Here is a 23,671-nt window from a genome sequence, read left to right on the forward strand (position 1 = left end):
ATCGTTGTTACGTACTGTCATACATGAGAGAAGGCGATGAATTTCACGATTATCAGCACATATAGCAGCCGAGTGACACTGTCATTAGGACTTGGCTTTATGCTGTTGGGGTGTGGTGAAAATGTATTGCCTGAGAACACACAACAAACCCCTGATCCTGTCGTGGTTGATGTACCCATTGCGTTTATTAAGCGTGATATGAATGTCATCACGGATGACAATGTTTCGGGATTGAGAAATCCGCAACAACCACAACTATTTTTGCCCGGATCGGCACTGTTTTTGAAAGCCAGAGCATCTGTTTCCGCGCCGGAAGTGAATATCACCGATCGCATTTTTACTCAGCAAGATGCAGATGCTGGTGAAGTCCCAGCATATGATGTAAAGGATCTTTCGGCGTCCTATGATGGTGAGCGCTTACTCTTTTCCTTGCGCTTGCCTGACATTGAACAAGAAGCAGAAGAAACCTGGAACATTTGGGAATACGACATCACCAATGACAGCCTCCGTCGTGTGATTGATTCAGACACGCTAGCGAATGCCGGTGATGATACTGGCCCTGTGTATTTGCCCGATGGCCGGATTGTGTTTAGTTCAACCCGTCAGCGGGCGAATCAGGCGATATTGCTCGACGAAGGTAAACCTCAATACGCAGGATTAGAAGAGAGCCTATCAGTGGCGGCGTCTGTTTTACATGTAATGGATGCAGATGGTTCGAATGTAAGCCAAATCTCATTTAATCAAAGCCATGATATTGATCCCGTTGTCGCCCCGAATGGCAAGATTGTATTTACCCGTTGGGATCAGGTGTCCGGTAGTAAAGGCATGCATCTGTATCAAATCAATTCAGATGGCTCAGATTTGTCTATCGTGTATGGCCGTCATAGTCACCAATATAACGAAACTGACGTCGACTTTTTACAAACTCAAATCACGCCGGATGAGCGCGTGCTGTCAGCACTATCACCTAGAAACACCGAACGTTTAGGTCAAGATTTCACGGTTATCGATATTCAAGGTTACACCGATGATGAGGTGCCGACCTATGATAATCCCGGTGCGGCAGGGCAAGCTCAATCAGTCGCCTTGTTTGATAATGTTGATATAGCCGGCGATTTTTCAGAAGGCGGCTTGTTTAATGCGTTGTACCCTTTATGGGATGGCACTGGGCGTTACTTATTCACGTGGAATCAATGTCGTGTTCTGCTGCCATTGGCTGAAGGTCAGCCTGAAGATGCTACACGCCAGATCGTGCCTTGTGTAAACGTAGACTTAACTGACCCTAATGTAGAGCCAGCACCACCGTTATTTGGCTTATGGTTATACGACCCCGCGGAAAATACACAACTGCCGCTTGCGATCCCCGAAGAAGGCATTGCTTATGTTGAGGTAGTGGCGATGGAATCCAGACCCTATCCAGCAGATCCCGAATCGACAGTGGTGTTGCCCGAGTTGATAGACGAAAACATGGGAGCTATTCACATCCGCAGTATCTATGATTTTGCCGGTGAAGATAATTCGCCCATGGGCATAACAACCGTGGCGAACCCAACGTTAGTGAGTGCAGACGAGCGCGCGGAACGCTTTTTGCGGATCACCAAAGGGGTGTCAATTCCTGATGATGATACGTTGGATTTTCCTGGTAGTGCTTTTGGTCGTAGCCGAGCACAATTGATGCGAGAGATTTTAGGTTATACCCCAATCCAACCTGACGGTTCGGTTTTAGTGAAAGTGCCAGCCAATGTTCCCTTTGCCCTTAGCATCGTAGATGAGCAGGGAAGGCGTTTATCTCCGCGTCATAATAATTGGCTCCAAGTTAAACCGGGCGAAGTTAAAACCTGTAACGGTTGCCATAGCGCGCAAAGTACTGCGGCACATGGGCGTCTTGATGCTGAGGCACCTTCTATAAATATGGGTGCACCTCTCTCGGGATCTGCTTTTCCAGGGGCAAATCCGGCCCTTTTCACCGACCTTGGTGAAACCATGGCTGAGACATTTTCTCGTGTTCTGGCGTTACCGGCTTTATCGCCGGATTTGCTGTTTGAGGATGTTTGGAGTGACCCTGCGACAACCGTTCTCAGTCCTTTGATTGAAACCGCTTATGCTCAACTGCAAACACCGCTACCGATTTCTCAAGCTTGTGCACAAGTGTGGACGGCGCTATGTCGTGTTGAAATTAATTACCCACAACATATTCAGCCGCTGTTTGAATTGGAACGTCTTGTGACGGATAGCCAAGGTAATGTGCTGCAAGACACTACCTGTGTTAGTTGTCATTCTGCGCAAGATGATGAAGGCAATGCGCGGGTTCCGGCTGCGCAATTGGATTTGACGTCTACAACGTCAGTGGATGCGCCCAGTATCTTAACCAGTTATCGGGAATTACTCTTTAACGACAATGAACAAGAGGTCGTTGATGGTGTATTGGTTGATATTTTAGAGCCTGTGTTTGATGAAAATGGTGATCCTGTTTTTCTGGTTGATGAAGACGGTGAGTTGATCCTTGATGCTGAAGGAAATCCTATTCAGCTAACGCGAACGATACGGGTATCGCCCTCAATGAGCACTCAAGGTGCACGCAACAGTGGGCGTTTTTGGGGGCCGTTTGACGCGCAAAACGCGAGTCACAAAGACTGGTTGAGTCCAGTTGAATTGAAATTGATTGCTGAATGGCTTGATGTGGGTGGGCAATACTACAATAATCCTTTTGCTATCCCGCAAAACTGACAGGGTTGTTATGTATTCTCAACGGCAACGATCGCCCATAGCCATACTCCTAATGCTGCCATTGCTGCTGATATGGAGTCATCAATCAATTGCAGAAGCACTGACGGTAGTGGTGCAAGAACCATTCGTCGATATGCGTTCAGGCCCAGCCAGTGCTTACCCTGTGTTCCATGTGGCAGAACATGGAGAGCAAATTAGCGTATTGAAGTCACGTACGCAGTGGTACAAGGTGCGCACAACGAAAGGTATTGAAGGTTGGATTTCAGCCGACGACTTAAACCTGACCGCGCATCTCAATGGGGAGCCGGTGAGAGTGTCAAATGGGAGTTTTGCCGATTACCAGTTGCGTGAATGGGAGCTAGGGTTTGGCGTAGGCTTGCTGGACGATGTGACGGCAATGTCGGCATCTGTAGGATGGGTGATGACCGAAAACTTCACCGCTGAAGTGAGTTATGCCCAAGCGCTAGGTGATTTTGCAGAAAATAAGTATTGGTCGATTCGGTTGATGCATTACACCTTTCCAGAGTGGCGAATATCGCCTTATTTGGCGCTGGGAACGGGGCAACTTAGTACAACGCCTCGCAGCAACTTAGTAGCATCAGGCGACGAGTCAAGACGCAGTGACATCATGGAAGTGGGGGCTGGAGTACGTTACTACCTGACCCGCAACATGGTGGTGAGACTGGAATATAAAAGTTTGTTGGCATTAACCCAACGCGATGAACAAGAGGAGTTAACGGAATGGAAACTTGGCGTAAGCGTATTTTTCTAACCGCTTTGCAACGAGCGTTAGCAGGCCTTAGCGTATGCTCCATGCTGCTCGGTGCCGTTCCCGCGATGGCACAACAAAGCGCCAGTGCCACACCGCCTCCGATTATTGATCCTGCGCTTAAACGTCGCACCGTGACAGAAGCCAATATCGACAGTGAAGATTTTGAAGTGACGGCGATGGTAGGTGTGCAAAGCATCGAAGACTTCGGCAACGACGTGACCTATGGCGTGCGCTTGGGCTATCACATTTCCGAGCATTGGTTTACGGAAGCGTCTTACAGTATGGCGCAAGCCGGCACGACAAGCTTTGAAGATTTATCCGGCGGGGCAAATTTTTTGACCGATGATGAGCGCGATTTCACCACTTACGACCTTGCTGTTGGATACAAGATGAACGGCGAAGTGTTTTTGGCTGATGGTGTAGCGTTTAACACCAATTTTTATCTACTGGTTGGCGGTGGCGGTACCGAATTTGGCGGTGACGAACGCTTCACACTGACGTTAGGCGCTGGATACCGTGTATTGCTAACCGACTATTTATCACTGCGTTTAGATGTGCGCGACCATATTTTCAAGAGCGACCTTATCGGTGAAGAAAAGTCTACCCACAATATGGCCTACACACTCGGCGTGAGTATGTTTTTCTAGGAGTTAATTATGCAGTATAAGTCCAAACATTCTGGTGATTTCACCAAACTAGCCATCTTCATCATACTGGCGATATTTTTAACCGATATCGCCACTCAAGCACGCGCTGAAAGCACGGCAGTCGCAGCGCCCGACTTTACCTTGCCAAGCCGCGATGGCGATAACCGTCGTTTGCTGGAAGAAAGAGGCAATATTGTGATGGTGAACTTCTGGGCCAGTTGGTGTGGCCCTTGTCGAGAAGAGCTTCCGGCAATGGAGGCGTTGCAGCAAAAATATCAAGATTTAGGATTTACCGTATTGGCGGTAAATGTTGATGACAAGCCAGAGAAAGCCAATATTTTACTCGATGACATCGAAGTGACTTTCCCGGTCTTATTTGATTCAAATGGTAATGTCAGCGAAACCTATAATGTGAGCGCTATGCCTACCACGGTATTTGTTGATCGCAATGGTTTATCAAGGCTTACGCACAAAGGCTATAAATCAGGCGATGAGCGCAAGTATGAGAAAGCCATCAAACTGCTATTGCGGGAGTAGTGATATGCGCAATCGGGTAAAGCTAAGTCTTGCTGCCGCAATAACACTGCTAATGAGTGGCTGTGCCAGTACAGATGAATACGCGTTTCTTCAGATCGAGCCTTGGGTAAAACCCTATGAGCGCTCAAATTTAGCCGATCCGATCATGAGCATGAACCGCAACCCTATTGCGCGTAGCTATGCCAAACATGTGTTGGAGTCTCGCGAGGGTGCCAGAGGAGCGGATGGTACAGCAGGGGGCGGCTGCGGATGCAACTAATACGACGTGGTTTAATCGGTTTGGCTCTATTGCTGCCTAGCATGGGGTTTGCAGCAGTATTGCCGCAAGACCGTTCCGATATCATGTACCACTCGTATTCTGGTGATGGTGTGTCGATTGATGGCCCATCGATACTGCTGCGCAAACAGGTTGGCGACAAAGTATCGTTATCGGCAAATTATTACGTTGATACGGTCTCAGGTGCCTCTATTGACGTGCGAGCGACCGCGAGTCCGTACTCAGAAGAGCGCAAAGAGGCTACGGTTGGCGGTGATTTTCTGCATAATAAAACCTTGCTTAGCATGAGTTTCACCAATAGCTCTGAAAATGATTTCGAAGCAAATTCTGCCTATATTGGTGTCAGCCAAGATATGTTTGGTGATCTAACTACCGTCTCTTTGAGCTATGCCAAGGGGTGGGATGAGATCGGCATGCGCGGCAACGAGAGCTTTTCTGAACAAGCTGACCGTCACAAGTATGGTTTTGGGGTTACACAGATAGTCAGTAAAAACATGATTGTGGGATTGTCAGCCGAACATATCTCGGATCAAGGTTATTTAAATAATCCTTATCGTTCGGTGCGTTACATTGACACCGACAATGCGCGTGGATTCAGCTTTGCCACCGAAGTGTATCCTGAGACCCGCACCAGTAACGCAATATCGCTAAATGCGAATTACTACTTACCCTACAGAGCCGCACTCTACGCTGATGCACGATGGTATCGCGATACCTGGGGGATCAGTGCGGTTAACGGAAAGATTGGCTACATCCATACCATTGGGCAACCATGGGTAATTGATGTGTTCGTTCGTTACTACAGCCAACAAAGCGCAGATTTTTATCAGGATATTTTTTCTCGCCCAAACGAGTTTAATTTTATGGCGAGAGACAAAGAAATGAGCACTTATACTGGCGTTACGGCAGGTTTGAGTGTGGCCTATGAATGGCAATTCTCAGCCAGTAATGTGTTTAAGAAGTCGAGTCTACATTTTGAATATGATTATATGCAGTTTGATTATGATGACTTTCGTGATGTTACGGTCATGGCACCGATAGGTGAAGAACCATTATTTGGCTTTTCGGCCAATGTCGTTAAAGTCTTCGCATCCGTGTGGTATTGAGAAAATGAATAAGAAACGTTGGAGAATGACAGTGTGGCAGGATTGTAAGCGAATAGGGATCGCCAATGTGTTGATGGTGCTGTTGTTATGCGTGGCAGCCGCATTTTCATTCAATGCACACAGCCAAGAACAAGATGACGATGACATTGGTTTGTTGGCGCCTGTTAGCAATGCTGCTGAAAGTGAATTGGGTAAGGAAATCGAGTCATTGCAACAGGCATTGATTGCGCTTAATCGCGACCTGTTTATCCTCGAAGAAGATTTGCTATTTCCGTCGAGTACGCAAATAGCTGTGTACTTATCAATGGATGTTGGGATGTACTTCGCGTTAGATGCAGTTGAAGTGAAAATCGACAACGAAACACTCAGTCATTACTTATATACACAAAAGCAAGTTGATGCCTTGATGCGCGGTGGTGTGCATCAAATCTTTATCGGTAATATTGCGCAAGGTGAACATCAACTCACCGCGATTTTCCACGGTATTGGGCCTGAAAATCGACCGTATAAGCGCGGCGTAACATTAGACTTTTCAAAATCGGATGAAGCGCAAGTTGTGGAACTTCAAATTGTTGACTCTACCACGGCACAGCAACCCGTATTCAATGCCCGTGCACTTCGATAAAAGGCGCTAGTCATTGTGATCATTCCGCGCGCTTTGAAGTCTGTTCTCGGTTTATCGCTCCTAATCGGTAGCGTGTTCGCGAGCGCGTCTGAGACCGAAAAAGACTTGGCGACGGAAGACAGGATCCAAGCATTATATGTCGGTCAGGTGTTGTATCACTATTTTCAGCAGCAACCGCTCGATACATTGCATGCAGTAGCGATAACTCGGCACAAAGGTGTACCGCAAGACCAACTAGAAAGAATGCAATTGGTTGAGGGGGGCGCCAGCTTGCAACTCGGTATGACGCATACCGCGACAGACTTATTGCAGGACTTGTTGGCGCAAACTCAAGCTCCAGAGTTACAGGCGCAAGCCTGGTTTTGGTTGGCGCATACGGCGTTCCAACAAGGCCAATATGATGTGAGTCAAACCGCTGCAGAGACGCTGTTTCAGCCAGCGTTAATGGAATTTGTCGAACCCGCTCAAATCGATACCTTGGCGTATCAAGCGGCGTACTATCAGATCCAGCATCAATCCGAAAATTGGCAAAGTATTTTGGCTAGCGTCGAACAGAGCAGCGATTGGTACCCCTATTTGATTGCGAATGTGGGTATCCAGCTATTTAACCAATCGCAGTTTGAGCCAGCAGCCGAGCAGTTTATTGCTGCCATTGAGGCGGTACAGGCCCCCACTGACAGTGATTGGGATTGGTCGTTAGATTGGTTAAACCCGGCAAATGCAAGCTGGTGGCCGTGGGCAGAAACGGTCGAAATAGTTGATACACCTTTTCAAGAACGAAATGCCCTGTTGGATCGCTTGTATTATTTGTTGGGTCAAAGCTTCGTCCAGCAAAACAACTTCAATGCGGCTTTTAACGCGTTTAAGCAAATTCAGTCTGACGGCATTTATGCTGAAGAAGGACTATTGGCTTACGGTTGGTCATTAGCAAAAGAAGAACGCTGGCCGGAAGCGATGCCAGTATGGCGCTATTTGCAGCAACAGGGCAAAGGACTACCCGCCTTACAAGCGACCCACGCATTGGCGTACGGCTACGAACAACTTACCGATTACCGCCAAGCCTATGACATGTTGGCGCAATCATTGTCGCAATTGACACAAGCCCGCGAAAGCTTAGAAACATTGCGCTCTACCAGTCAATCAGAACGATTTTTCTCACACTTATCTCAGTCAGATGATGAGCTTATGCAAGCGCTCTGGCCAAGAGAACATCAAGATATCCTGATTGATGTGCTCAGTGGTGATAATCAGCCAAATACCGCTAAACAACTGGCTACGTTGTTGCAGCTCGATGACATGCAGCGCTTGATCCAGCAACAGCGCCAGCGGGTGGAACAGCTCCATCAGCTCCTCAATGAACGAGAAAATACCTATAAATTAAGAGCGCAATCGTTACCACTAGAGGATGCCAAGCATAAGCTCCAGCAAGCAAAAGACACGTTAACGCGGTTAGGTAGTGTGGTTGAGCGAGCGCCCAATGAACCGGCGCTACTTGCCTCTGCGCAGCAGCAAGAGTGGCTGGAGCGTTTAGCGGCATCTGAACAACGGTTGGCTCATATTCGTTCGTTGGATGGTGTTGATGAGCAAGGAGTAGAGGCGTTAGCAACGCGTGTTGAACGTCTGCAAGGGCTATTAGCGTGGCAGCTTGAAGAGCAAAAAATGTCAGTGCTGCAGTCTCACAAGCAATCTTTCGATAAGGCGCAAACGTTATACCAACAAGCATCCGAGCGATATCAGGCACTGTATGCGCGGGCAGGAAACGAAACGGAGCTGCTGGATAATATTCGAATAGAACGACAGCAATTGAGTGAACTAAACGCGCAATACACTCAAAAAAGTGAACAAACACGGTTACTTCAGACACAGTTGATCAGTGCACTGAGTCGTTATGTTGATAGTCGTATCACTGAACGTGACGCTATTTTGTTGGAGCAGGTTACAGCAACCCGTTTGGCTATGCTGAGAATGCAGGATTTGCATTTCACTCGCAGTGCCAATGAACTAAGAGGGTTGAACTGATGCGGTTTCACTCTCGTTATCACAAAGGCGTATGCGTTGGTTTACTGTTGCTGTTAAGTGGATGCAGTTTCTATCAGTCAGAAGTGCAGCTAGCCCCGGCGAATAAAGTGGTCAGTGATGACAACTCGCGCCGAAACGCATTAGTAAACTTATCGTTAGATCCGGTCACGACTGAATCATCAACTCTGGATAGCGTGCCTTTACATCAGCTTCGTGATCAATATCAGGCACTCATGCCGTTAGTAGAGGAGTTGACGCAAAAACCGAATACTGAACTGGCGTGGCATGGTGTGCTAGGACAGGATATTCGCAATCGCTTAGCGGATATTGAAATGTTGCTTGCGGAGGAAGCACAAGCGGAAGGGGTAGAGGTTGAGTCGGGTGATTATTATCGATTGCCTATTCTAGCCTATGAAACCTTGCTGGCCGAAGAAGATCCTGTGCTTGCGCCATTGAATCCGCTGGCCAAGGAAAACATTCTTTATCAACTTGCGCGGGCATACAGCCTTCAGGGCAATGATGCGCAAGCCGTGGTGTATGCAGAGCGTTTGCTGGATCTCTTTCCTTATACCAATTACGCCAGCGAATTATATTTTCGCATTGGTGAGTTTCACTACAACGACAATCAATATGCAAAAGCGATTGAGGCATACCATAAGGTTGTAAACGCGAATTACGTGTCTTTGGTCGCTAAACAGCGCGATCCTTTCTATGCAATGGCAGCCTATATGAAAGGTTGGAGTCACTTTAAATTAGAAGCGTATTCAAGCGCGATAGATGCGTTTATGTTGATGCTGGAAGTCAGCCTTGCGCCAGAAAATTACGCCCAAGCTCATAAACCACTAGATGCGTTAAATTTAAGTGAGCAACGCCTTGTCGAAGATGCGCTGTCGATGACGGGGGTAATGTTTTTAGCTCAAGGCGGCACCATTGCGATCAACAGCTATTTCACGTTGTTTGGTGAGAAACCATTTACGTATTTGGTTTACGATTCATTAGCACAACAATTGCTGGATGACAGTCGATACCGTGAAAGTGCGGCCATGTACCTGGCGTTTGCGCGGCTTTACCCGCGTCATGAACAGGCTATCCCCTCGTTCATCAAACATATCGATGTGTTTATTTTGGGCGACTTCCCCACAGATGTATTACCGGCGAAACAACGTTTTGTTGAAACCTATGGTATCCATGGCCCCAATTGGCAAGGCTTTACAGCGCAACAGGCCGAGCAGGCTATGCCTTACTTAGATGAATTTATTACAACTCTGGCTCAACATGAGCATGCTATGGCGCAGCAGGCTGCCGCTGCTATTAACGAGATGGAACAGGCAAATGAGACGCAGCGCACATTGCTAGCGCGCCAGCAGAAGGCGGCGTATACACGCTCGCAACGTTGGTATCGGGAATATATCGCGACTTTTAGCCCCAGCGATAAAGCACGTGATATGCAATTCTTCCTTGCTGAAAGCTTGTACGAGAGTGGGGATTTACTCGCTGCAATTGAAGAGTATGAGCGATTTGCCTATGACTATTCTGATCACGCTGAAGCTGCAAATGCTGCCTATACGGCGTTACTTGCACGCGGAACTCTGGCGAAAGCTGGGCCTGAAAGTGAAAACGCATCAGGTACGACCCTATCGCCATATCAGTACAGTCAGGTTCGCTTTTTACAAACCTTTCCGGCAGACGACCGCGCTAACGACATTGCGGTTATCTTAATGCAATCTTTGTATGACGATGGCCAGTACGTTGATGCAGTTGATTGGGCACAATGGTTATTAGCCCGCACTACGTCAGCTTCAATGCAACAAACGGCGCAGATAGTATTGGCACAGAGTCAGTTTGAGTTACGCGATTTTGCCGCAGCAGAAGGCAGCTATCAGCTGCTGTTAGCGCAACTGTCACCGGCGGATCCATTACATGCTGAAATGACAGACAAACTGGCCGCCACTTACTTTCAACAGGCGCGCCAACTGGTGGCACAGATACCCACAGATGCGTCAACCTCTGTTGCATTAACACCAGCACAAGCGAATGCGCTACGGGCCAGTGTGGATAAGCTTTTGCGGGTGGTCGATCAAACACCATCATCGTCAATTGCTATCAACGCACATTTTGATGCCATCAGTTATTTGATGCGACTGTCTGATTGGTCGTCTGCTATTGCGCAAATACTTGCATTCCAGCAGCGTTATGCGACGCACGCTCTTAATCAAGAGATGCCAGAGCGTTTGATTATTGCCTATGAAAACACCCAGCAATGGTTAAAGGCCTCGGCTCTGTTAGTGGATGTTTGGCAACAAAACAGTGATAACGACAAAGGTAGAGAGGCGCTGTTTTTAGCCGCCGAATATGCCGATAAAGCCAATGCGCGGGATATTGCGTTACCGCACTTTAGAACCTATGCGCATACTTATCCAACGCCGTTATCTCAAGCCAATGAAGCACGCTTCATCCTGAGTAATTACTACCTTGATGCTAACGAAGACAGTAAACGCCGTTTTTGGTTGAATAAAATGATCCGAGCGGATGCAGAAGCAGGCGAAGAGCGTAGCGATCGTTCCCGCTATTTAGCGGCGATGTCTCAATCCGTTTTTGCGGAAGACAGTTTCGCAGCTTTTGAACGGATCAAGCTAACGCTGCCATTAGACAGAAGCATCAAACGCAAACGTGATGCTATGCAAAAGGTAATTCAGCAATACCAACGGGTGATGGAATACAAGATTGCGCAGTTTACAACGCAGGCAGGGTATCGCCTTGCACAGGCAAATGAGTTGCTCGCACAGTCGTTGTATGACTCTGAAAGACCAGCAGAGTTAGATGCCTTAGCGCTGGAACAGTACGACTTTTTACTCGAAGAACAGGCGTTTCCGTTCGAAGAACAAGCGATTAATATTCACTCGCAGAATGCCCAACGTAGTTGGCAGGGCAACTATGATGAATGGGTAGCGAAGAGTTTTGCTGCATTAGCCACCTTATTGCCAGCTCAATATAACAAGCCGGAACAGTTAAAGGAGGTGGATTATGCGAATTTTTAAATCGCGTCTCCTTTATCTTGGCTGTGTAGGTTTAGTTATGCTCAGTGGTTGTGCCACGGTGGAACGCTGGGTGCCGCAATTCGGGTCTGAAACGGCAGAATCAACAGAGCCTGCAACACCGGCGACAGCGGTAGCAGAGACTTCATTGCAGGATCGATTCAAGCAGTCTGTCATTGTGCCAACAGACAGCCAAAAAGTGATGTTGCAGGCCCTGCAAGCCGCGATCCTCAACAAGCAAAGAAGCGCCATTCAGTCACAGATAGCCGCACTATTACGTCAAATAGAGCGGTCTCAACCCACGTCATCGTTGCTCAGTTATGAAATTGGCAATGGTTTTGCTGCGCTGGGTGAACAAGACAAAGCGATGATGTATTGGCAACAGAGCGTCGGACAAAATAATGCGAATTACTATGCTCATTTGCGCCTAGCATCTGCGCATAAAGATGCGGGTGAGTTTGATGTTGCGCGCAGTCATTACAATGCAGCCATTGGTGCATGGGCAGGTTTAGCCGAAGGGTATCGCAATCGCGGGATCTTTTTTGACTTGTACGTTGGAGACAAAGCGGCCGCATTAAACGACTACATTCGCTATCAAGAAATATTGCAAGCACAGGGAGCTTCAACGCAGGACGTTGATCGATGGATAAAGGAGATGAGAAATGCAATGGATGAAAATTAATCGACCCCGTAGGCCGTTCAGACGTCGTCGCGTTGTGGCGGCGTACTTAATCATTACGGCGTCAAACTTAATGATTTCTGATGTGCAAGCGCAGCAGGTGGCAGGGCAGGATAGCCGCGTGATTAAGTTAGAGTCGACTATACGTGGCGACCAGCAGCAACCAAGGGTTTTGTCGATTGTGCCGTGGGATTCGCCCGCGCAAAAACGAGTCACACGGGTTGCGCTAACCGGCGCGGGAGAGAGCCAGTTGGCCCCGTTGGAACGCAATGCATTTCTGCAAAGAATTGAATTGCATAAACGTATGTTGACGCAACTGTCAGCACAAGACGCACAGAAAAATAACTGAGGATAGGCGTTGATACGCAACCTATCCGCTTTTTTACGTAAACTCGATAGTCAGATATCGAAGCTTTAAAAGACTAACAAAGAGTAGTCTGCATAGATGGAGATCCTTATGGACAGTATGCAAATCGTGGTTCGCTTTTTTCAGGAAGGTGGCCCATTTATGTTTCCCATTGCGATTGTATTGGCACTTGGATTGGCGGTCGCGATTGAGCGGTATGTGTTTTTAACCATGGCGCGCAGAACCAACAAAAATGCATTCGCACAAATTGAACCTTTATTGGTGGCCAATCGCTTCGATCAGATTTTAGCCTTGGGCAAGAGCAGTAGCGCACCGATTGCACGTGTTATCGCGGCAGGTATCGCGCGTTTAAGCATCAGTCCGCGCCGTGAGGATATCGAATATGCAATGGAGGAGGGGCTAATGGAGTCTATCCCGCGTTTAGAGAAGCGCACCGGCTACTTAGGCACGCTGGCGAATATCTCTACACTGCTTGGGCTACTGGGTACGATTATAGGCTTGATCGCCGCGTTTTCCGCGGTTGCTAATGCAGACCCTGCGGAGAAGGCGAGCTTGTTGTCGCAAAGTATATCTGTTGCCATGAATACCACGGCGTTTGGTTTGATCGCGGCTATTCCACTGTTGGCTTGTCACTCATTGTTGCAAACTAAGACAACTGAAATCATCGATAGTATGGAAATGGCTGGCGTTAAGTGTTTAAACACTTTGATCGCGAGCCACAACATAAAGCCGCAAACTCGCGCAACTGATAGGCAAGAGTAACGATTGTGTTAGGCCGCCAAAGGCAATACAAACGAGTGCGCCAAGACGCCGAACTAGACATCACTTCATTTATGAATTTGATGATTGTTCTGGTGCCAGTGTTGTTAATGATGATGGTGTTTTCTCGCATTACCGTGGTTGAATTGGCTCTGCCTGGGCTGAGTAGCGGTGCCACGCAAGAAGACGTTGAGCATCAGCAGCTTGAAGTCTTGGTGACGCGAGAAGGGATGGCCGTGTATTTCCCGCAAGGTTATCTCGTGCGTGAGATCCCGTTGGTCACCAATGAAGAAAGCAATGCGCTTGAACACGATTACGCCTTGCTACAGACAACACTCAAGCAAGTTAAACAAACATTGTTAGCCAAAGAGTTAGAAAAAGATGATTTGGTTCTACTCCTTGAAGATGATGTGTCTTATCAGACGATTGTCAGTTTAATCGACACAGTACGCTCATACCCCGATGTTGTTGCAGCATCAGTTGTGCCAGCGGAGCTGTTTCCTAATGTGTCATTCGCCGATGCGCCTCAGCACTCCGTTTTTGGAGGTAAGCAATGAAGCAGTCGGTTCGCGCAAAGCGCATGGCTCGTCATCACAAGCGACTGTCAGCACAAGGCAAGCTAAGCCTTGTTTCATTGATGGATATTTTTACCATCTTGGTTTTCTTTTTAATGCTGAATGCGTCAGATGTACAGGTACTGCAAAATGATCGTTCGCTCACATTACCCAAATCCAGCGCCGACACCGCCGCTGAAGAGCAGTTATTGCTGACGGTGAGTCAACAACGCTTGATGCTCGATGGGGTATTTTTAATGACTTTAGAGCAAGTCGTGAATACACAAGACGACACTTTAAGTGCGCTAAGTAAAGAGCTCGAACTGCGCAAAAAGATCCGTCAACAAGCAAAAGCAGAACAGAGTGAAGAAGATACCGACGCGCGTCACGCAATTACCATCATGGGTGATGAAGCGATTGAATATCAGGCACTGAAAAAAATCATGCATACCTGTGCTCAGGCTGGTTATAGCGACATTTCACTCGCTGTAGAATATGTAGAAGCGGAATCTGGGGCTGCGCTAGAGGTGACACAATGATAGCGGTTACCCCGTATTATTTTTCCACGCTGCCTTGGTCGAGTGGCGAACAAGAGAATCAGCGCTTCAAACGAATTTTACTCGGTGCTGTAGCGGTAACCTTGCTGTTCGCAATGCTTGTCGCGTGGATAGAATTACCCGAGCAAACGCGTGAAGAGAAAGCCAAAGTACCACCGCAATTAGCGAAATTGATTGTTGCAGAGCCACCGCAGCCGGTGGTGATGCCTGAGCCAGAACCAGTAATACCGGAAACGATCATAGAAGAGAAACCGGAAGTTGAGCCAGAACCCGAGCCGATTGAAGTTGAACCCGAGCCGGAACCTGAACCTGTGGTAGTTGAGAAAGTGCCAGAGCCTGTCGTAGTAGAGCCTACTCAAGAAGAAAAGGTGCAGATTGCCAAGGAAACAGCCGCCAAAGCGGGTGTTATGAATTTTACCGATGATTTGGCCAGTCTCAGAGATTCTCTCGATTTAGGTAATATGGCTGACACTCAACTGACAGAAGGTGCGGGGCAGCAAAGCGAGACGGGGCGTAAGTTGATTGGGCGAGAGTTGGCTACTGACAGTGGACAATTGGATACCGCTTCATTGTCAACAACAGCAGGTGCTAGAGGCTCATTGGCAGGGCGCAAAACAACGGAGTTCGATGCACCAACAGAAGGCTCTGCTGCGTTAGCTACGCAACGCGTTCAGCAACAAGCCGATATCATTGGTGATCGTAGCGTTGAATCGATCCGAAAAACTCTCGCACAAAATGATGGTGGATTGTATTCATTGTATCGACGTGCCCTGCGTAGCGAGCCTGAATTGCAAGGCAAGTTAACAGTTCGCTTAACCATTCAACCCTCAGGCGCACTGTCAGCGGTTGATTTGGTCGGAACAGATTTGGCTTCTCAAGAGCTTATTCAGCGTTTAATCGCCCGCATTCGCATGATCAGTTTTGGTGCTCAAGACGTTACGACGACGGAAATCGAATATACCTATAATTTTTTACCGTTCTAGTCGCATTGCACCCGCATAGGCTGACCCTCTTGTCAGCCTACATTTCTTAATTTGGCATTCACCCTAAAACCTACCCAGCTGATAATGGCCGACACCAAGGTCCCCCAAACCCAATCGATAAGGGTTATTTGAATTGGCCAGCCTTTTAAAATCGCGTAGTTGGTCAAGTTATATGCGCCGTATGCAGCAAGACCCAAGCAAGCACCGTTGATAAAGGCATGTTTACTACTTTGGTTAACAAGTGGCGCAATGACAATTTTCACTACCACGAACGAGTACATCAGATAAAACGCTATCCAAGGCCAGCGAGGAAGGGTGTCACGCATTAGATAGCCGATAGCTTCTTGATAGCTACTTTGTGACACTAGCCCGAGCCATATAAAGTCGAGTAATAAATAACTACACAAAACCGCTAGGTAAGTAAAAAAGAGCACTTTCATCTGAAGTACCACATGAATTGAGGCGACATGACTGACTAATTTGCAATAAGTACTACCGTGACGCAACAAAACTACTTGTATCATCCGATCAACTGTATATACTGACAGTTAACTGTATAGAAAAACAGGCTGGTCATGCGTCCACTAACTCAACGACAAGAAGAAGTACTTTCACTCATTAAGAACACAATGTCTGAAACGGGAATGCCGCCAACACGTGCTGAAATAGCCCGTGAATTGGGCTTTAAGTCTGCCAATGCGGCAGAAGAACACTTAAAGGCGTTAGCGCGTAAAGGCGTGATTGATATTTTGCCTGGCACTTCACGCGGGATTAAATTAAACATTCCATTGGACGACATGGCGGAAGAGGAAGCCGGACTGCCGCTTATTGGTCGTGTTGCTGCTGGTGAACCTATACTGGCCCAAGAGCACGTTGAAGCACACTACAAAGTCGATCCTGCACTGTTCCATCCTCAAGCCGATTTTCTGTTACGTGTTAACGGCATGAGTATGAAAGATATCGGTATCTTAGACGGTGACTTACTCGCAGTTCACAGAACCGCTGACGTGCACAATGGCCAAGTTGTGGTGGCGCGTGTTGATGAAGATGTGACGGTGAAGCGTTTAGAAAAGCGCGGCAGAGAGGTGCTGTTGCATGCTGAAAACGACGAGTTTAAACCTATCAAGGTTGATCTTGCATCGCAGCCTTTCTCAATTGAAGGCATCGCGGTGGGTGTGATCAGAAACGCTGACTGGATGTAACAAGCTTTATGCCTTCCACTGAATAGTGTGAAGGCATCAGCTACAAACGATTTTAATTATTTACTCCTCAATTGAGCTTCGCCATGATAGTGGTAATGAGCACATCGCAGGATGACTGAATGATTACCGAATGGCTGGCAGGACTCGAGCTAATATCAGCAATAGTATTAGTCAGCGCCAGTTTTCTGGGCTCTTTATTGACCGCCGCTGTTGGAGTGGGTGGTGGCGCCTTCTTAATCACCATAATGGCCGATATCGTGCCGCCTCTTGCGCTAATTCCTGTGCATGGCATCGTTCAGTTAGGCTCTAACACCAGCCGTGCTGTTTTAACACGGAAGCACACCCAGTGGTCGAGTGTTGGGTGGTTCTTGTTAGGTGGCTTAGTCGCGACGGTTCTTTCTATTTGGTTGCTAACCAATATCCAGCTTTCATTTATCCCATTGATCATTGCCATTTTTATCTTGTGGATCTGCTGGGGACCAATGCCTGAAGTCGGTTTGGCAAATACCCGATTAGGGTTAAGTGTCGGTGGTTTGCTTACTACAGCCGCCAGTATGCTGGTCGGTGCATCAGGCCCATTAGTCTCAGCCTGGTTGGGACGAAAAAGTGGCGACAGATGGGCCTACACGGCAAACTTTTCGACCTGTATGGCGCTTCAACACAGTTTGAAGATTGTGGTTTTTGGTATCGCCGGCTTTGCCTTCGCAGAGTGGTTATTGCTACTCGCATTCATGATTATAGCGGGGTATGTTGGAACCAATGTGGGTTTAAAATTGTTGGGCAAAATACCGGAAAGGCAATTCAAAACGCTGTTCCGTTGGATCTTAACATTACTCTCAATCCGCCTAATTTTGCTTTGGTGGTTAAGCTAGATTTGTTGAAAAGGAGATGAAAATGGAAGGAAGTCATTATCTCATCGTTGCTGGTTGTTTAAGTATCGTTGCAGCACTGCTTCACATAGCGATAATTTTTGGCGGCCCTGAATGGTATCGATTTTTTGGTGCTGGGGAGGCCATGGCCCAATCCGCTGCGTCAGGCAGCATTCGCCCCGTAATTATTACATTCGGTATCGCTACTTTATTAACACTTTGGGGATTTTATGCCCTCTCTGCTGCAGGCGTTCTCGCGCCTTTTCCTTTTTTGAAAGTTGCTATTGTCCTAATAACGGGCGTTTACTTACTGCGAGGCATCGTGGGGTTAGTCCTGCCCTTTATATCTAAACACCCAGCCATAGCGCAAAACTCAATAACATTTTGGCTCGTAAGCTCAACCATTTGCTGTGTTTTCGGAATAGTCCATCTAATCGGTTTGATCAATAGGTGGGAGCACCTCTAAAGCCATGCGTTATATTGGTGTTTAGTGTTTGCCGGAGTCTGATTAGACGAATGCCTGAATAAGAAGAAACTTAAATCAAAAAGCCAGCCCCTCCAAAAATGTGCTCTGTGTAGAGTATATAGGATTCAATGAGCTCGCACCGGTTACTTGATAGAGGAACGGCAAGAGATAAGATCGGTGTTACCCTATCAAATGCCGATGTTCGTCCTGCTCCTTTAAAATTTAGCTCAATGTTCAGCCTCAACTGTTTTAGCGCTTCAAGTGTAGGTGTCTCGAGTAAATAATAGATGTGAGCGTTAGCCTTTTTAGAGTGCTCTAATTCTTTAATCAACGGTTCAATGGATTGATACACAGGTGTTTGCAAGTGTCTTAAGCGATAATATGTATTTGGGCCTGTTCTGGTTTTCAAATAAATTTCAGGTATTAAGGTCGATTGAAACTCAATATTACAACGACTAAATAAAGATTTAATGATCTCCTCTGCTTCTGTGGGTGATTCCTTCGCATTTATAAGAACTATTGGGAATGCCTTCTGAATAGCAGTGTGAAACGAAGATAGTTGAGTATAAGCAACTACTAGAAAGATACCTAAAGCAATGAAAAGCGTTTTCTTTAGCATAACCTTCAACATAAAAGGGACGGTATACCTAGCATATAAGTTTTTATCAGGTGATGCTGCGTAAAGACATTTAAATACTCTTCTTTGCAGTTTGTTGGCTTACAAAACTGACTCCAAAAGACAACTTTCTGCCCGTCATCCTTGAGTAATCGAGGATAACGGGCAGACAAACAACTGACATTCGGAAATTCTCGCTGGTTGCAGCCTCTTACCGTTAAGGCACCATCAGAAAATCCAACTTTCGAAAGGCTTGTTCGTACCAATAGTAGTCTTTTGATGCATAAGAACTTAGTGCCGAGAATAAACTATCAGTCATTCCTATTTTAAGTTGTGATGTCTACTATACAAAACGGACTGCCTACTGAGCCATATCACAAGTGGACATTTTAGTTTTTAAAGGTCGTAAAATTACCTCACTAAACACGGTGGCCCAAAATAACGTTAGCAAGTTTATTGCCCAAACATAGTGAAGAGAAAAACCTTCTGCGTCGTAATTACTGTGGATACCGACACTTCCAATGATCATTCCTAAGAATGCAGACGCATAACAGAATTTAATCTGAGCATTTAAGATAGTTGCAATAAAATGCGCCTTTGCGCCTCCGACCATCTCATCGGTAAATAAATATCTAAGACAGGTAACAGACTTTGCTGCACCATTGGTTCCGAAGGCAATTATGGTTGCAAAGTAGGTAAATAAGAAAACAAATGCGATTGACGGTATGTTGACGTAAAAGTAAAAGTCATTGGGATGACCGAACCCTATCGCAGTTGTTACGGTTGCTACTAGTAGTATAAATATAAATAGACTCTTCATGATTTGTTTCCTCGACCAATTAACTTCAATTTCATTTGAAGTAGATTGCAGTTCATTCGGGGATAGTTCAAAAACCGACGCAATGGACAACACAGTTTCGGCTGATGCTTTGCCATCCGATTCAACACGCTGAATTGTGCGTACGGATAACCCTGACATCTTGGCAAGTAGTTCTTGAGACCATCCTTTACTCTGTCGTAGTGCTTTCAATTTTTTAGTCGAAATGAACATGCATTAACTCCAAATGTTAGCCACGTGATGCGGCAGGTACAGTGTCGAAAACTTGTTAAGTGTAAGCCAGAAATTTGCTACGACAAAAACCTGACACAACCTGACAATAGTGGGAAAGCGGCTCAGTTTAATTGCAATTTAATACACGCATATGGAAAAAAGCTAAACCTAAAACGCAGGTGTTGAAGTTGGAAATGGTAAGATAAATGTTTACTACAGACGATCGATTTAGCTTATTCTCAAGGTGCTGAATGCCGGCTATCTTAAATAAGCAGTTTAGAAGCATAAATAAATGTCTCTGGTTTTTTTAAACTATTAAGTAAGTTTAGGTAACTATGCTGACACGAGAGTCTACTCTAATATAACTAACCTCTATGTTAGCTATGTCGGCTGATTGAATCGCCACTCATTTCCTCTATACCTCTTAATTAGGCCTCTTGGGACAATAACTCGTTCAAAGCTGTCGCCGCTATTCTGTCACTTAAATGTCCAGCAAGACGCACCAAGACGACTATATCTTTCACAATGATCTGTCTGAAAATTGCAATAAAGATTGGTTACCGCAAATCACCATTTTGCTTGAATGCGAAGCAGGGTGTTTGTGTTAATGCGTGTTACATAACTAACCGGGTCAAACAGCGTGTTGACCCAAATTAGTGGAAAGGCAGCGCCATAGAGTTGCTCGATTAAGCGTCATTCCATCCGCCTAGTGCTAAAAACTCAGTCGTTGCATTATCAGGCAGTTCTATGTCGTTTTCGCTCGCATATTCGATTAGGTATTCGCCTGTTTCATATAACTTCTGCAAATGTGGCACTAAACCTGAGCCAATGCTGTAAAGGCGACTTCCTCCCGAGGCTGAGGTATTGAAAACCTCTACAGCAGCATTTAACCAGCCGGCCACTTTGTTAGTTGAATTGCTCGCTGCTTGAGTACTTCGTTGCAGTGAGTCTGACGCTTTTTCGGTGTACGTGGCGACAGCATCTTCAATTTTAGCGGTGGTATAGGAACCTGTTAGATAAGTGGTTATACCCAACAAAAAGAGCTTTCTCTGTTCCGGTGTAATCGAATCGATCTGATTGGAGTAACTCATAATTTCAGTACTAGCAGAGGCAGAGTACTCACGGTGTTTCTCAATTTCTTTCTCACTCATACTGGTGCCACTTGTGAGTATTTCGCGCTCTAATAACAAGGTGTCTGTGACATCTTTTAGTTCAAGAGCTTCGGCCATGCAAAGCTGCGCTCTATTTACCAATACTGCTGCTAAAGAGTAGGTATCCATAGCCTGCTTTCCTGCTTGCTCAGCACTGCTGCCCGCATTGAGTTGCTCATTTCTCGCGTAGGTATTGGTAAAACTAGTGATGTTTTCTAATGTAAAGGAATCACACATAGTTTGCGTCACTAATGGCTCATTTGCCCACAGGGGCTTCTCATCATCATTGCTACTTAGCATATTGCCAAAATTACCCAGCAAACCACTATCATCGTCGCCACCAGTGGAAGCACAACCTGACAACCATAACAATGAAAAAACCAATAGATAACCAGCCGAGGATTTAGGTGTTGTAAACATGTGAAATTCCTTATGCGATTGCTTCTTGATTAAATATTCTTGCTACTGAGAATAGCAACCAGTTCTTGGGCAGCCTCCTCGGCCGCCAGTTTTAATGCGTTATTTTTCGCCATGGTTATGGTGTCGCCTTCAGCCGAGTATTGAACGGGCCCAACTTTGGCCATCGCCGCACCTCGTCGCTTGATAGACAGCACTTGGCCCGTCACCGATACGCCAATTCGATATTTCCCGGTTTGAGGGTCCTGTTGCTGTTCGTCAATATCCAATGTACCTATCGCTAAGTAATCAATAGGATCTTGCAAATTACGTAATCCTTTTAACGCGTTACTTTTGGTCGATGGCGACAGATCATTACCGGCCTCATAGTCACTTATAAAATCGTTAACGCTGAGCAGGAAATTAGTTTCTTCTTCCAGCAGAGCGGCATCAATCACGAGGTAATCAGCAAGGCTAAATACATTGCCCATGGCAACGTCAATTTCGTTTGCTGTTGACGCTCGATACAAAAGCACATCACTGTAATCAGTCTCTTGGCTGTCGATTTCGATAGTTTGTGTCTGAGACTTTGAACGCTGGGCTGTATTATCTGAACTGTCTTGTCCGATTCCCTGTTCTTTAGACTTGGTTTGAGAGGTTGATTTGCTCTCTCTTTCTTGGCGCCCCGCCACTTCTCTGGCAACGAACACAAATGTCAGGTAGGGAGGTTCGGCATTTGGGTCTCGTTCTACACTACTTAATAGCATCGCCATTAACTTTGGCTCGTTAATACTCGCGCGCAACGACACTTCATAGATTTTACTGTCTTTATCTTGATTATCATCGGTAATGACAAAATCCAAGATATAAGCCTCAATATCGGCATCAATTTGAGCTTTTACCTGCTGATAGTTTTTATAATGCGCCGGCTGCTGTTGTGAGATGTAGCTTTCGATGACGTTAATCATCGCGGTCCGCTGCGCTTCACGTCTCTCGTCTTTATCTAAGCTCCATCCGCTATAAGTTACTCGGCCAGATGCTGTGTATTCAATCGCAAAGGCGGTACTTATACTTGTCATCATCATGATAAGTAATAGGCAACACCGAAGAATAGGGTTACGACTCACGGAATATCTCCTTTTTCTGGTTGAAATCGCGGTAGCTCGATTTGCTAGATGAATGTTGTTTATGCCAAGAGGACGTAGGCTCAGACAGTTGCTCTATCAATTCGCTGAGTAACATTTCCAGAGCATCTTCATAGGCAGCCCATTCATCAATTTTCTGATGATTTTTAGATATCAATTTACCGACTGCGTAGTGGTATTTGCCGTCGATATAACTTTTTTTATTCGCACTATGTTGGAATACAAACCCTAAGCGAGCGGCGTATAGCCATTGTTTATTATAGGGTGATTTTTTAAAATCGAGCACCGAGATGCTGAAATCGTAGTCGGGCGCAGGGACGTCTAACGTGTAGATATCGCCGTTTGCGAACCTGCCGGCCATTTTATTACCAATGGCGTAGCCGCGTGTAAAAGGCAACACCGGTAAGTCATAGTGTTTAGACAAACGTGCCGTAAAATATTGTCCTAAAAATTGTGCCGTTCGAGTCTCACTTATGGTTTCGGGTAGATAGCTTCGGGCATTATCACTGAACTCTACATTGCTCACTTGAAAGCGCAGTTTTTGCACTGCTGTTGGTGAAACCGTCTGAATCATACTTGCTGCGCGCTGGATCAAGCCGGAATTTTGTTCATCTCCTAAATACAAACGCTTAAATATCGCTTGAGCAATCTCATCTGCCCTCTGAGAAACGGGAACTACATGGTTTATTGCCATTTCAATGGGAAAGTTGGTGACCAAACTCATTTTCTGAAAATCCATAAACAGAATTTGAGCGCCTACTTCAAAGATTAGCTTACGTTTGTCACCGATAATTTCTTCGCTGATCCGTTCTTGTTCAATGGCAAGACTAAGCACTAAAGATTGCGAACGACGTAAATTGGCCAACCCAGTATTGAGTTTAAAGTGGCGTGGCGTAGCTTCTGTCAATGCAACAAGAAACGATTGATCCAGCGTTGCTGAAGTTTGCTGCCCCTGATTTAAGGCAATCGCATGCGGAAATTGCGCATCCATTTCAGCATAATCACCCAAATACGACACGCCAGCGAAGAATACTTCGGTCGAACGCAATGAAGGTGAGTCGGCGGCCTGAACAAATGAGCTAGCCAGTATCAATAAGGAGACAAATCCTCTCATGAGCACTGAGCAATGAT

General features: G+C 46.3%; 24 protein-coding genes. 18 read left to right on the plus strand and 6 right to left on the minus strand.

Annotation, left to right across the window (positions count from 1 at the left end; genetic code table 11):
• Positions 1 to 36 precede the first annotated feature (36 nt).
• The 15 genes from CSH93_RS06280 (at position 37) to CSH93_RS06350 (ending at position 15,644) form a co-directional block, all read left to right on the plus strand.
• Positions 37 to 2,727 carry an HzsA-related protein gene (locus tag CSH93_RS06280; protein ID WP_240615513.1) on the plus strand — a complete coding sequence of 897 codons (2,691 nt, stop codon included), beginning with the start codon at positions 37 to 39 and terminating at the stop codon, positions 2,725 to 2,727.
• Between the two features lie 10 nt (positions 2,728 to 2,737).
• Positions 2,738 to 3,499 carry an SH3 domain-containing protein gene (locus CSH93_RS06285; RefSeq protein WP_100642393.1) on the plus strand — a complete coding sequence of 254 codons (762 nt, stop codon included), beginning with the start codon at positions 2,738 to 2,740 and terminating at the stop codon, positions 3,497 to 3,499.
• A complete protein-coding gene (locus CSH93_RS06290; RefSeq protein ID WP_100642394.1) occupies positions 3,469 to 4,146 on the plus strand; it encodes an outer membrane beta-barrel domain-containing protein in 678 nt (225 codons plus the stop codon). Before CSH93_RS06285 ends, CSH93_RS06290 begins: the two co-directional genes overlap by 31 nt.
• Before the next feature lie 9 nt (positions 4,147 to 4,155).
• Positions 4,156 to 4,683: a TlpA disulfide reductase family protein gene (locus tag CSH93_RS06295; protein ID WP_100642395.1), complete on the plus strand. Its 528-nt coding sequence runs from the start codon at positions 4,156 to 4,158 to the stop codon at positions 4,681 to 4,683.
• A 4-nt stretch (positions 4,684 to 4,687) separates the two neighbouring features.
• Entirely contained in the window at positions 4,688 to 4,942 is a 255-nt protein-coding gene (locus tag CSH93_RS06300; RefSeq protein WP_100642396.1) for a DUF4266 domain-containing protein, read from the plus strand.
• Positions 4,933 to 6,066 (plus strand): DUF3570 domain-containing protein, encoded by a 1,134-nt coding sequence (locus tag CSH93_RS06305; RefSeq protein WP_100642397.1) that lies wholly within the window; start codon positions 4,933 to 4,935, stop codon positions 6,064 to 6,066. Before CSH93_RS06300 ends, CSH93_RS06305 begins: the two co-directional genes overlap by 10 nt.
• A 4-nt stretch (positions 6,067 to 6,070) precedes the next feature.
• Positions 6,071 to 6,691, plus strand: a complete 621-nt coding sequence (locus CSH93_RS06310) for a hypothetical protein (RefSeq protein WP_124748945.1) — start codon at positions 6,071 to 6,073, stop codon at positions 6,689 to 6,691.
• A 15-nt stretch (positions 6,692 to 6,706) separates the two neighbouring features.
• Complete coding sequence (locus CSH93_RS06315) at positions 6,707 to 8,710, plus strand: GumC domain-containing protein (protein ID WP_100642399.1); 2,004 nt, start codon at positions 6,707 to 6,709, stop codon at positions 8,708 to 8,710.
• On the plus strand, positions 8,710 to 11,748 hold the full coding sequence (locus CSH93_RS06320; protein WP_100642400.1) for a tetratricopeptide repeat protein: 3,039 nt from the start codon (positions 8,710 to 8,712) through the stop codon (positions 11,746 to 11,748). Before CSH93_RS06315 ends, CSH93_RS06320 begins: the two co-directional genes overlap by 1 nt.
• Complete coding sequence (locus tag CSH93_RS06325; protein ID WP_100642401.1) at positions 11,735 to 12,427, plus strand: hypothetical protein; 693 nt, start codon at positions 11,735 to 11,737, stop codon at positions 12,425 to 12,427. The genes CSH93_RS06320 and CSH93_RS06325 overlap by 14 nt, the downstream gene beginning before the upstream one ends.
• Positions 12,408 to 12,773: a hypothetical protein gene (locus CSH93_RS06330; protein WP_100642402.1), complete on the plus strand. Its 366-nt coding sequence runs from the start codon at positions 12,408 to 12,410 to the stop codon at positions 12,771 to 12,773. The genes CSH93_RS06325 and CSH93_RS06330 overlap by 20 nt, the downstream gene beginning before the upstream one ends.
• A gap of 108 nt (positions 12,774 to 12,881) precedes the next feature.
• Complete coding sequence (locus tag CSH93_RS06335) at positions 12,882 to 13,553, plus strand: MotA/TolQ/ExbB proton channel family protein (protein ID WP_100642403.1); 672 nt, start codon at positions 12,882 to 12,884, stop codon at positions 13,551 to 13,553.
• Between the two features lie 5 nt (positions 13,554 to 13,558).
• Entirely contained in the window at positions 13,559 to 14,107 is a 549-nt protein-coding gene (locus CSH93_RS06340) for a biopolymer transporter ExbD (protein WP_100642404.1), read from the plus strand.
• Positions 14,104 to 14,643: an ExbD/TolR family protein gene (locus CSH93_RS06345; RefSeq protein WP_100642405.1), complete on the plus strand. Its 540-nt coding sequence runs from the start codon at positions 14,104 to 14,106 to the stop codon at positions 14,641 to 14,643. The genes CSH93_RS06340 and CSH93_RS06345 overlap by 4 nt, the downstream gene beginning before the upstream one ends.
• Positions 14,640 to 15,644, plus strand: coding sequence for an AgmX/PglI C-terminal domain-containing protein (locus tag CSH93_RS06350; RefSeq protein ID WP_100642406.1), 1,005 nt, complete (start codon positions 14,640 to 14,642; stop codon positions 15,642 to 15,644). The genes CSH93_RS06345 and CSH93_RS06350 overlap by 4 nt, the downstream gene beginning before the upstream one ends.
• A 32-nt stretch (positions 15,645 to 15,676) precedes the next feature.
• Here the strand turns inward: CSH93_RS06350 and CSH93_RS06355 are convergent, their stop codons facing one another.
• Positions 15,677 to 16,084, minus strand: coding sequence for a DUF2177 family protein (locus CSH93_RS06355; protein WP_100642407.1), 408 nt, complete (start codon positions 16,082 to 16,084; stop codon positions 15,677 to 15,679).
• A gap of 135 nt (positions 16,085 to 16,219) precedes the next feature.
• On the opposite strand from CSH93_RS06355, the gene lexA reads away from it, so the two are divergent.
• The 3 genes from lexA (at position 16,220) to CSH93_RS06370 (ending at position 18,181) form a co-directional block, all read left to right on the plus strand.
• The gene (gene lexA / locus CSH93_RS06360; RefSeq protein WP_100642408.1) at positions 16,220 to 16,846 is read left to right on the plus strand and encodes a transcriptional repressor LexA; all 627 of its coding nucleotides are present in this window, start codon (positions 16,220 to 16,222) and stop codon (positions 16,844 to 16,846) included.
• A gap of 119 nt (positions 16,847 to 16,965) precedes the next feature.
• The gene (locus CSH93_RS06365) at positions 16,966 to 17,718 is read left to right on the plus strand and encodes a sulfite exporter TauE/SafE family protein (protein WP_100642409.1); all 753 of its coding nucleotides are present in this window, start codon (positions 16,966 to 16,968) and stop codon (positions 17,716 to 17,718) included.
• A 22-nt stretch (positions 17,719 to 17,740) separates the two neighbouring features.
• The gene (locus CSH93_RS06370) at positions 17,741 to 18,181 is read left to right on the plus strand and encodes a hypothetical protein (RefSeq protein WP_100642410.1); all 441 of its coding nucleotides are present in this window, start codon (positions 17,741 to 17,743) and stop codon (positions 18,179 to 18,181) included.
• 70 nt (positions 18,182 to 18,251) lie between these two features.
• Here the strand turns inward: CSH93_RS06370 and CSH93_RS06375 are convergent, their stop codons facing one another.
• The 5 genes from CSH93_RS06375 to CSH93_RS06395 form a co-directional block, all read right to left on the minus strand.
• Positions 18,252 to 18,812 carry a hypothetical protein gene (locus CSH93_RS06375; protein ID WP_100642411.1) on the minus strand — a complete coding sequence of 187 codons (561 nt, stop codon included), beginning with the start codon at positions 18,810 to 18,812 and terminating at the stop codon, positions 18,252 to 18,254.
• Positions 18,813 to 19,158: 346 nt separating this feature from the next.
• Complete coding sequence (locus tag CSH93_RS06380; protein ID WP_100642412.1) at positions 19,159 to 19,848, minus strand: helix-turn-helix domain-containing protein; 690 nt, start codon at positions 19,846 to 19,848, stop codon at positions 19,159 to 19,161.
• Between the two features lie 686 nt (positions 19,849 to 20,534).
• The gene (locus CSH93_RS06385; protein WP_100642413.1) at positions 20,535 to 21,419 is read right to left on the minus strand and encodes a hypothetical protein; all 885 of its coding nucleotides are present in this window, start codon (positions 21,417 to 21,419) and stop codon (positions 20,535 to 20,537) included.
• Between the two features lie 29 nt (positions 21,420 to 21,448).
• The gene (locus tag CSH93_RS06390; RefSeq protein WP_100642414.1) at positions 21,449 to 22,522 is read right to left on the minus strand and encodes a hypothetical protein; all 1,074 of its coding nucleotides are present in this window, start codon (positions 22,520 to 22,522) and stop codon (positions 21,449 to 21,451) included.
• Positions 22,512 to 23,654, minus strand: a complete 1,143-nt coding sequence (locus tag CSH93_RS06395; protein ID WP_124748946.1) for a hypothetical protein — start codon at positions 23,652 to 23,654, stop codon at positions 22,512 to 22,514. The genes CSH93_RS06390 and CSH93_RS06395 overlap by 11 nt, the downstream gene beginning before the upstream one ends.
• Between the last annotated feature and the right edge of the window lie 17 nt (positions 23,655 to 23,671).

It is taken from the genome of Neoalteromonas facilis, assembly GCF_002807665.1.
Lineage (GTDB): Bacteria > Pseudomonadota > Gammaproteobacteria > Enterobacterales > Alteromonadaceae > Alteromonas_E > Alteromonas_E facilis.

Excerpts from the sequence above, each read along its gene's own strand:
- CSH93_RS06280 (WP_240615513.1), top strand. The coding sequence starts at position 37 with ATGAATTTCACGATTATCAGCACATATAGCAGCCGAGTGACACTGTCA.
- CSH93_RS06285 (WP_100642393.1), top strand. The coding sequence starts at position 2,738 with ATGTATTCTCAACGGCAACGATCGCCCATAGCCATACTCCTAATGCTG.
- CSH93_RS06290 (WP_100642394.1), top strand. The coding sequence starts at position 3,469 with ATGGAAACTTGGCGTAAGCGTATTTTTCTAACCGCTTTGCAACGAGCG.
- CSH93_RS06295 (WP_100642395.1), top strand. The coding sequence starts at position 4,156 with ATGCAGTATAAGTCCAAACATTCTGGTGATTTCACCAAACTAGCCATC.
- CSH93_RS06300 (WP_100642396.1), top strand. The coding sequence starts at position 4,688 with ATGCGCAATCGGGTAAAGCTAAGTCTTGCTGCCGCAATAACACTGCTA.
- CSH93_RS06305 (WP_100642397.1), top strand. The coding sequence starts at position 4,933 with ATGCAACTAATACGACGTGGTTTAATCGGTTTGGCTCTATTGCTGCCT.
- CSH93_RS06310 (WP_124748945.1), top strand. The coding sequence starts at position 6,071 with ATGAATAAGAAACGTTGGAGAATGACAGTGTGGCAGGATTGTAAGCGA.
- CSH93_RS06320 (WP_100642400.1), top strand. The coding sequence starts at position 8,710 with ATGCGGTTTCACTCTCGTTATCACAAAGGCGTATGCGTTGGTTTACTG.
- CSH93_RS06325 (WP_100642401.1), top strand. The coding sequence starts at position 11,735 with ATGCGAATTTTTAAATCGCGTCTCCTTTATCTTGGCTGTGTAGGTTTA.
- CSH93_RS06330 (WP_100642402.1), top strand. The coding sequence starts at position 12,408 with ATGCAATGGATGAAAATTAATCGACCCCGTAGGCCGTTCAGACGTCGT.
- CSH93_RS06335 (WP_100642403.1), top strand. The coding sequence starts at position 12,882 with ATGGACAGTATGCAAATCGTGGTTCGCTTTTTTCAGGAAGGTGGCCCA.
- CSH93_RS06345 (WP_100642405.1), top strand. The coding sequence starts at position 14,104 with ATGAAGCAGTCGGTTCGCGCAAAGCGCATGGCTCGTCATCACAAGCGA.
- CSH93_RS06350 (WP_100642406.1), top strand. The coding sequence starts at position 14,640 with ATGATAGCGGTTACCCCGTATTATTTTTCCACGCTGCCTTGGTCGAGT.
- CSH93_RS06355 (WP_100642407.1), bottom strand. The coding sequence starts at position 16,084 with ATGAAAGTGCTCTTTTTTACTTACCTAGCGGTTTTGTGTAGTTATTTA.
- lexA (WP_100642408.1), top strand. The coding sequence starts at position 16,220 with ATGCGTCCACTAACTCAACGACAAGAAGAAGTACTTTCACTCATTAAG.
- CSH93_RS06365 (WP_100642409.1), top strand. The coding sequence starts at position 16,966 with ATGATTACCGAATGGCTGGCAGGACTCGAGCTAATATCAGCAATAGTA.
- CSH93_RS06370 (WP_100642410.1), top strand. The coding sequence starts at position 17,741 with ATGGAAGGAAGTCATTATCTCATCGTTGCTGGTTGTTTAAGTATCGTT.
- CSH93_RS06375 (WP_100642411.1), bottom strand. The coding sequence starts at position 18,812 with ATGTTGAAGGTTATGCTAAAGAAAACGCTTTTCATTGCTTTAGGTATC.
- CSH93_RS06380 (WP_100642412.1), bottom strand. The coding sequence starts at position 19,848 with ATGTTCATTTCGACTAAAAAATTGAAAGCACTACGACAGAGTAAAGGA.
- CSH93_RS06385 (WP_100642413.1), bottom strand. The coding sequence starts at position 21,419 with ATGTTTACAACACCTAAATCCTCGGCTGGTTATCTATTGGTTTTTTCA.
- CSH93_RS06395 (WP_124748946.1), bottom strand. The coding sequence starts at position 23,654 with ATGAGAGGATTTGTCTCCTTATTGATACTGGCTAGCTCATTTGTTCAG.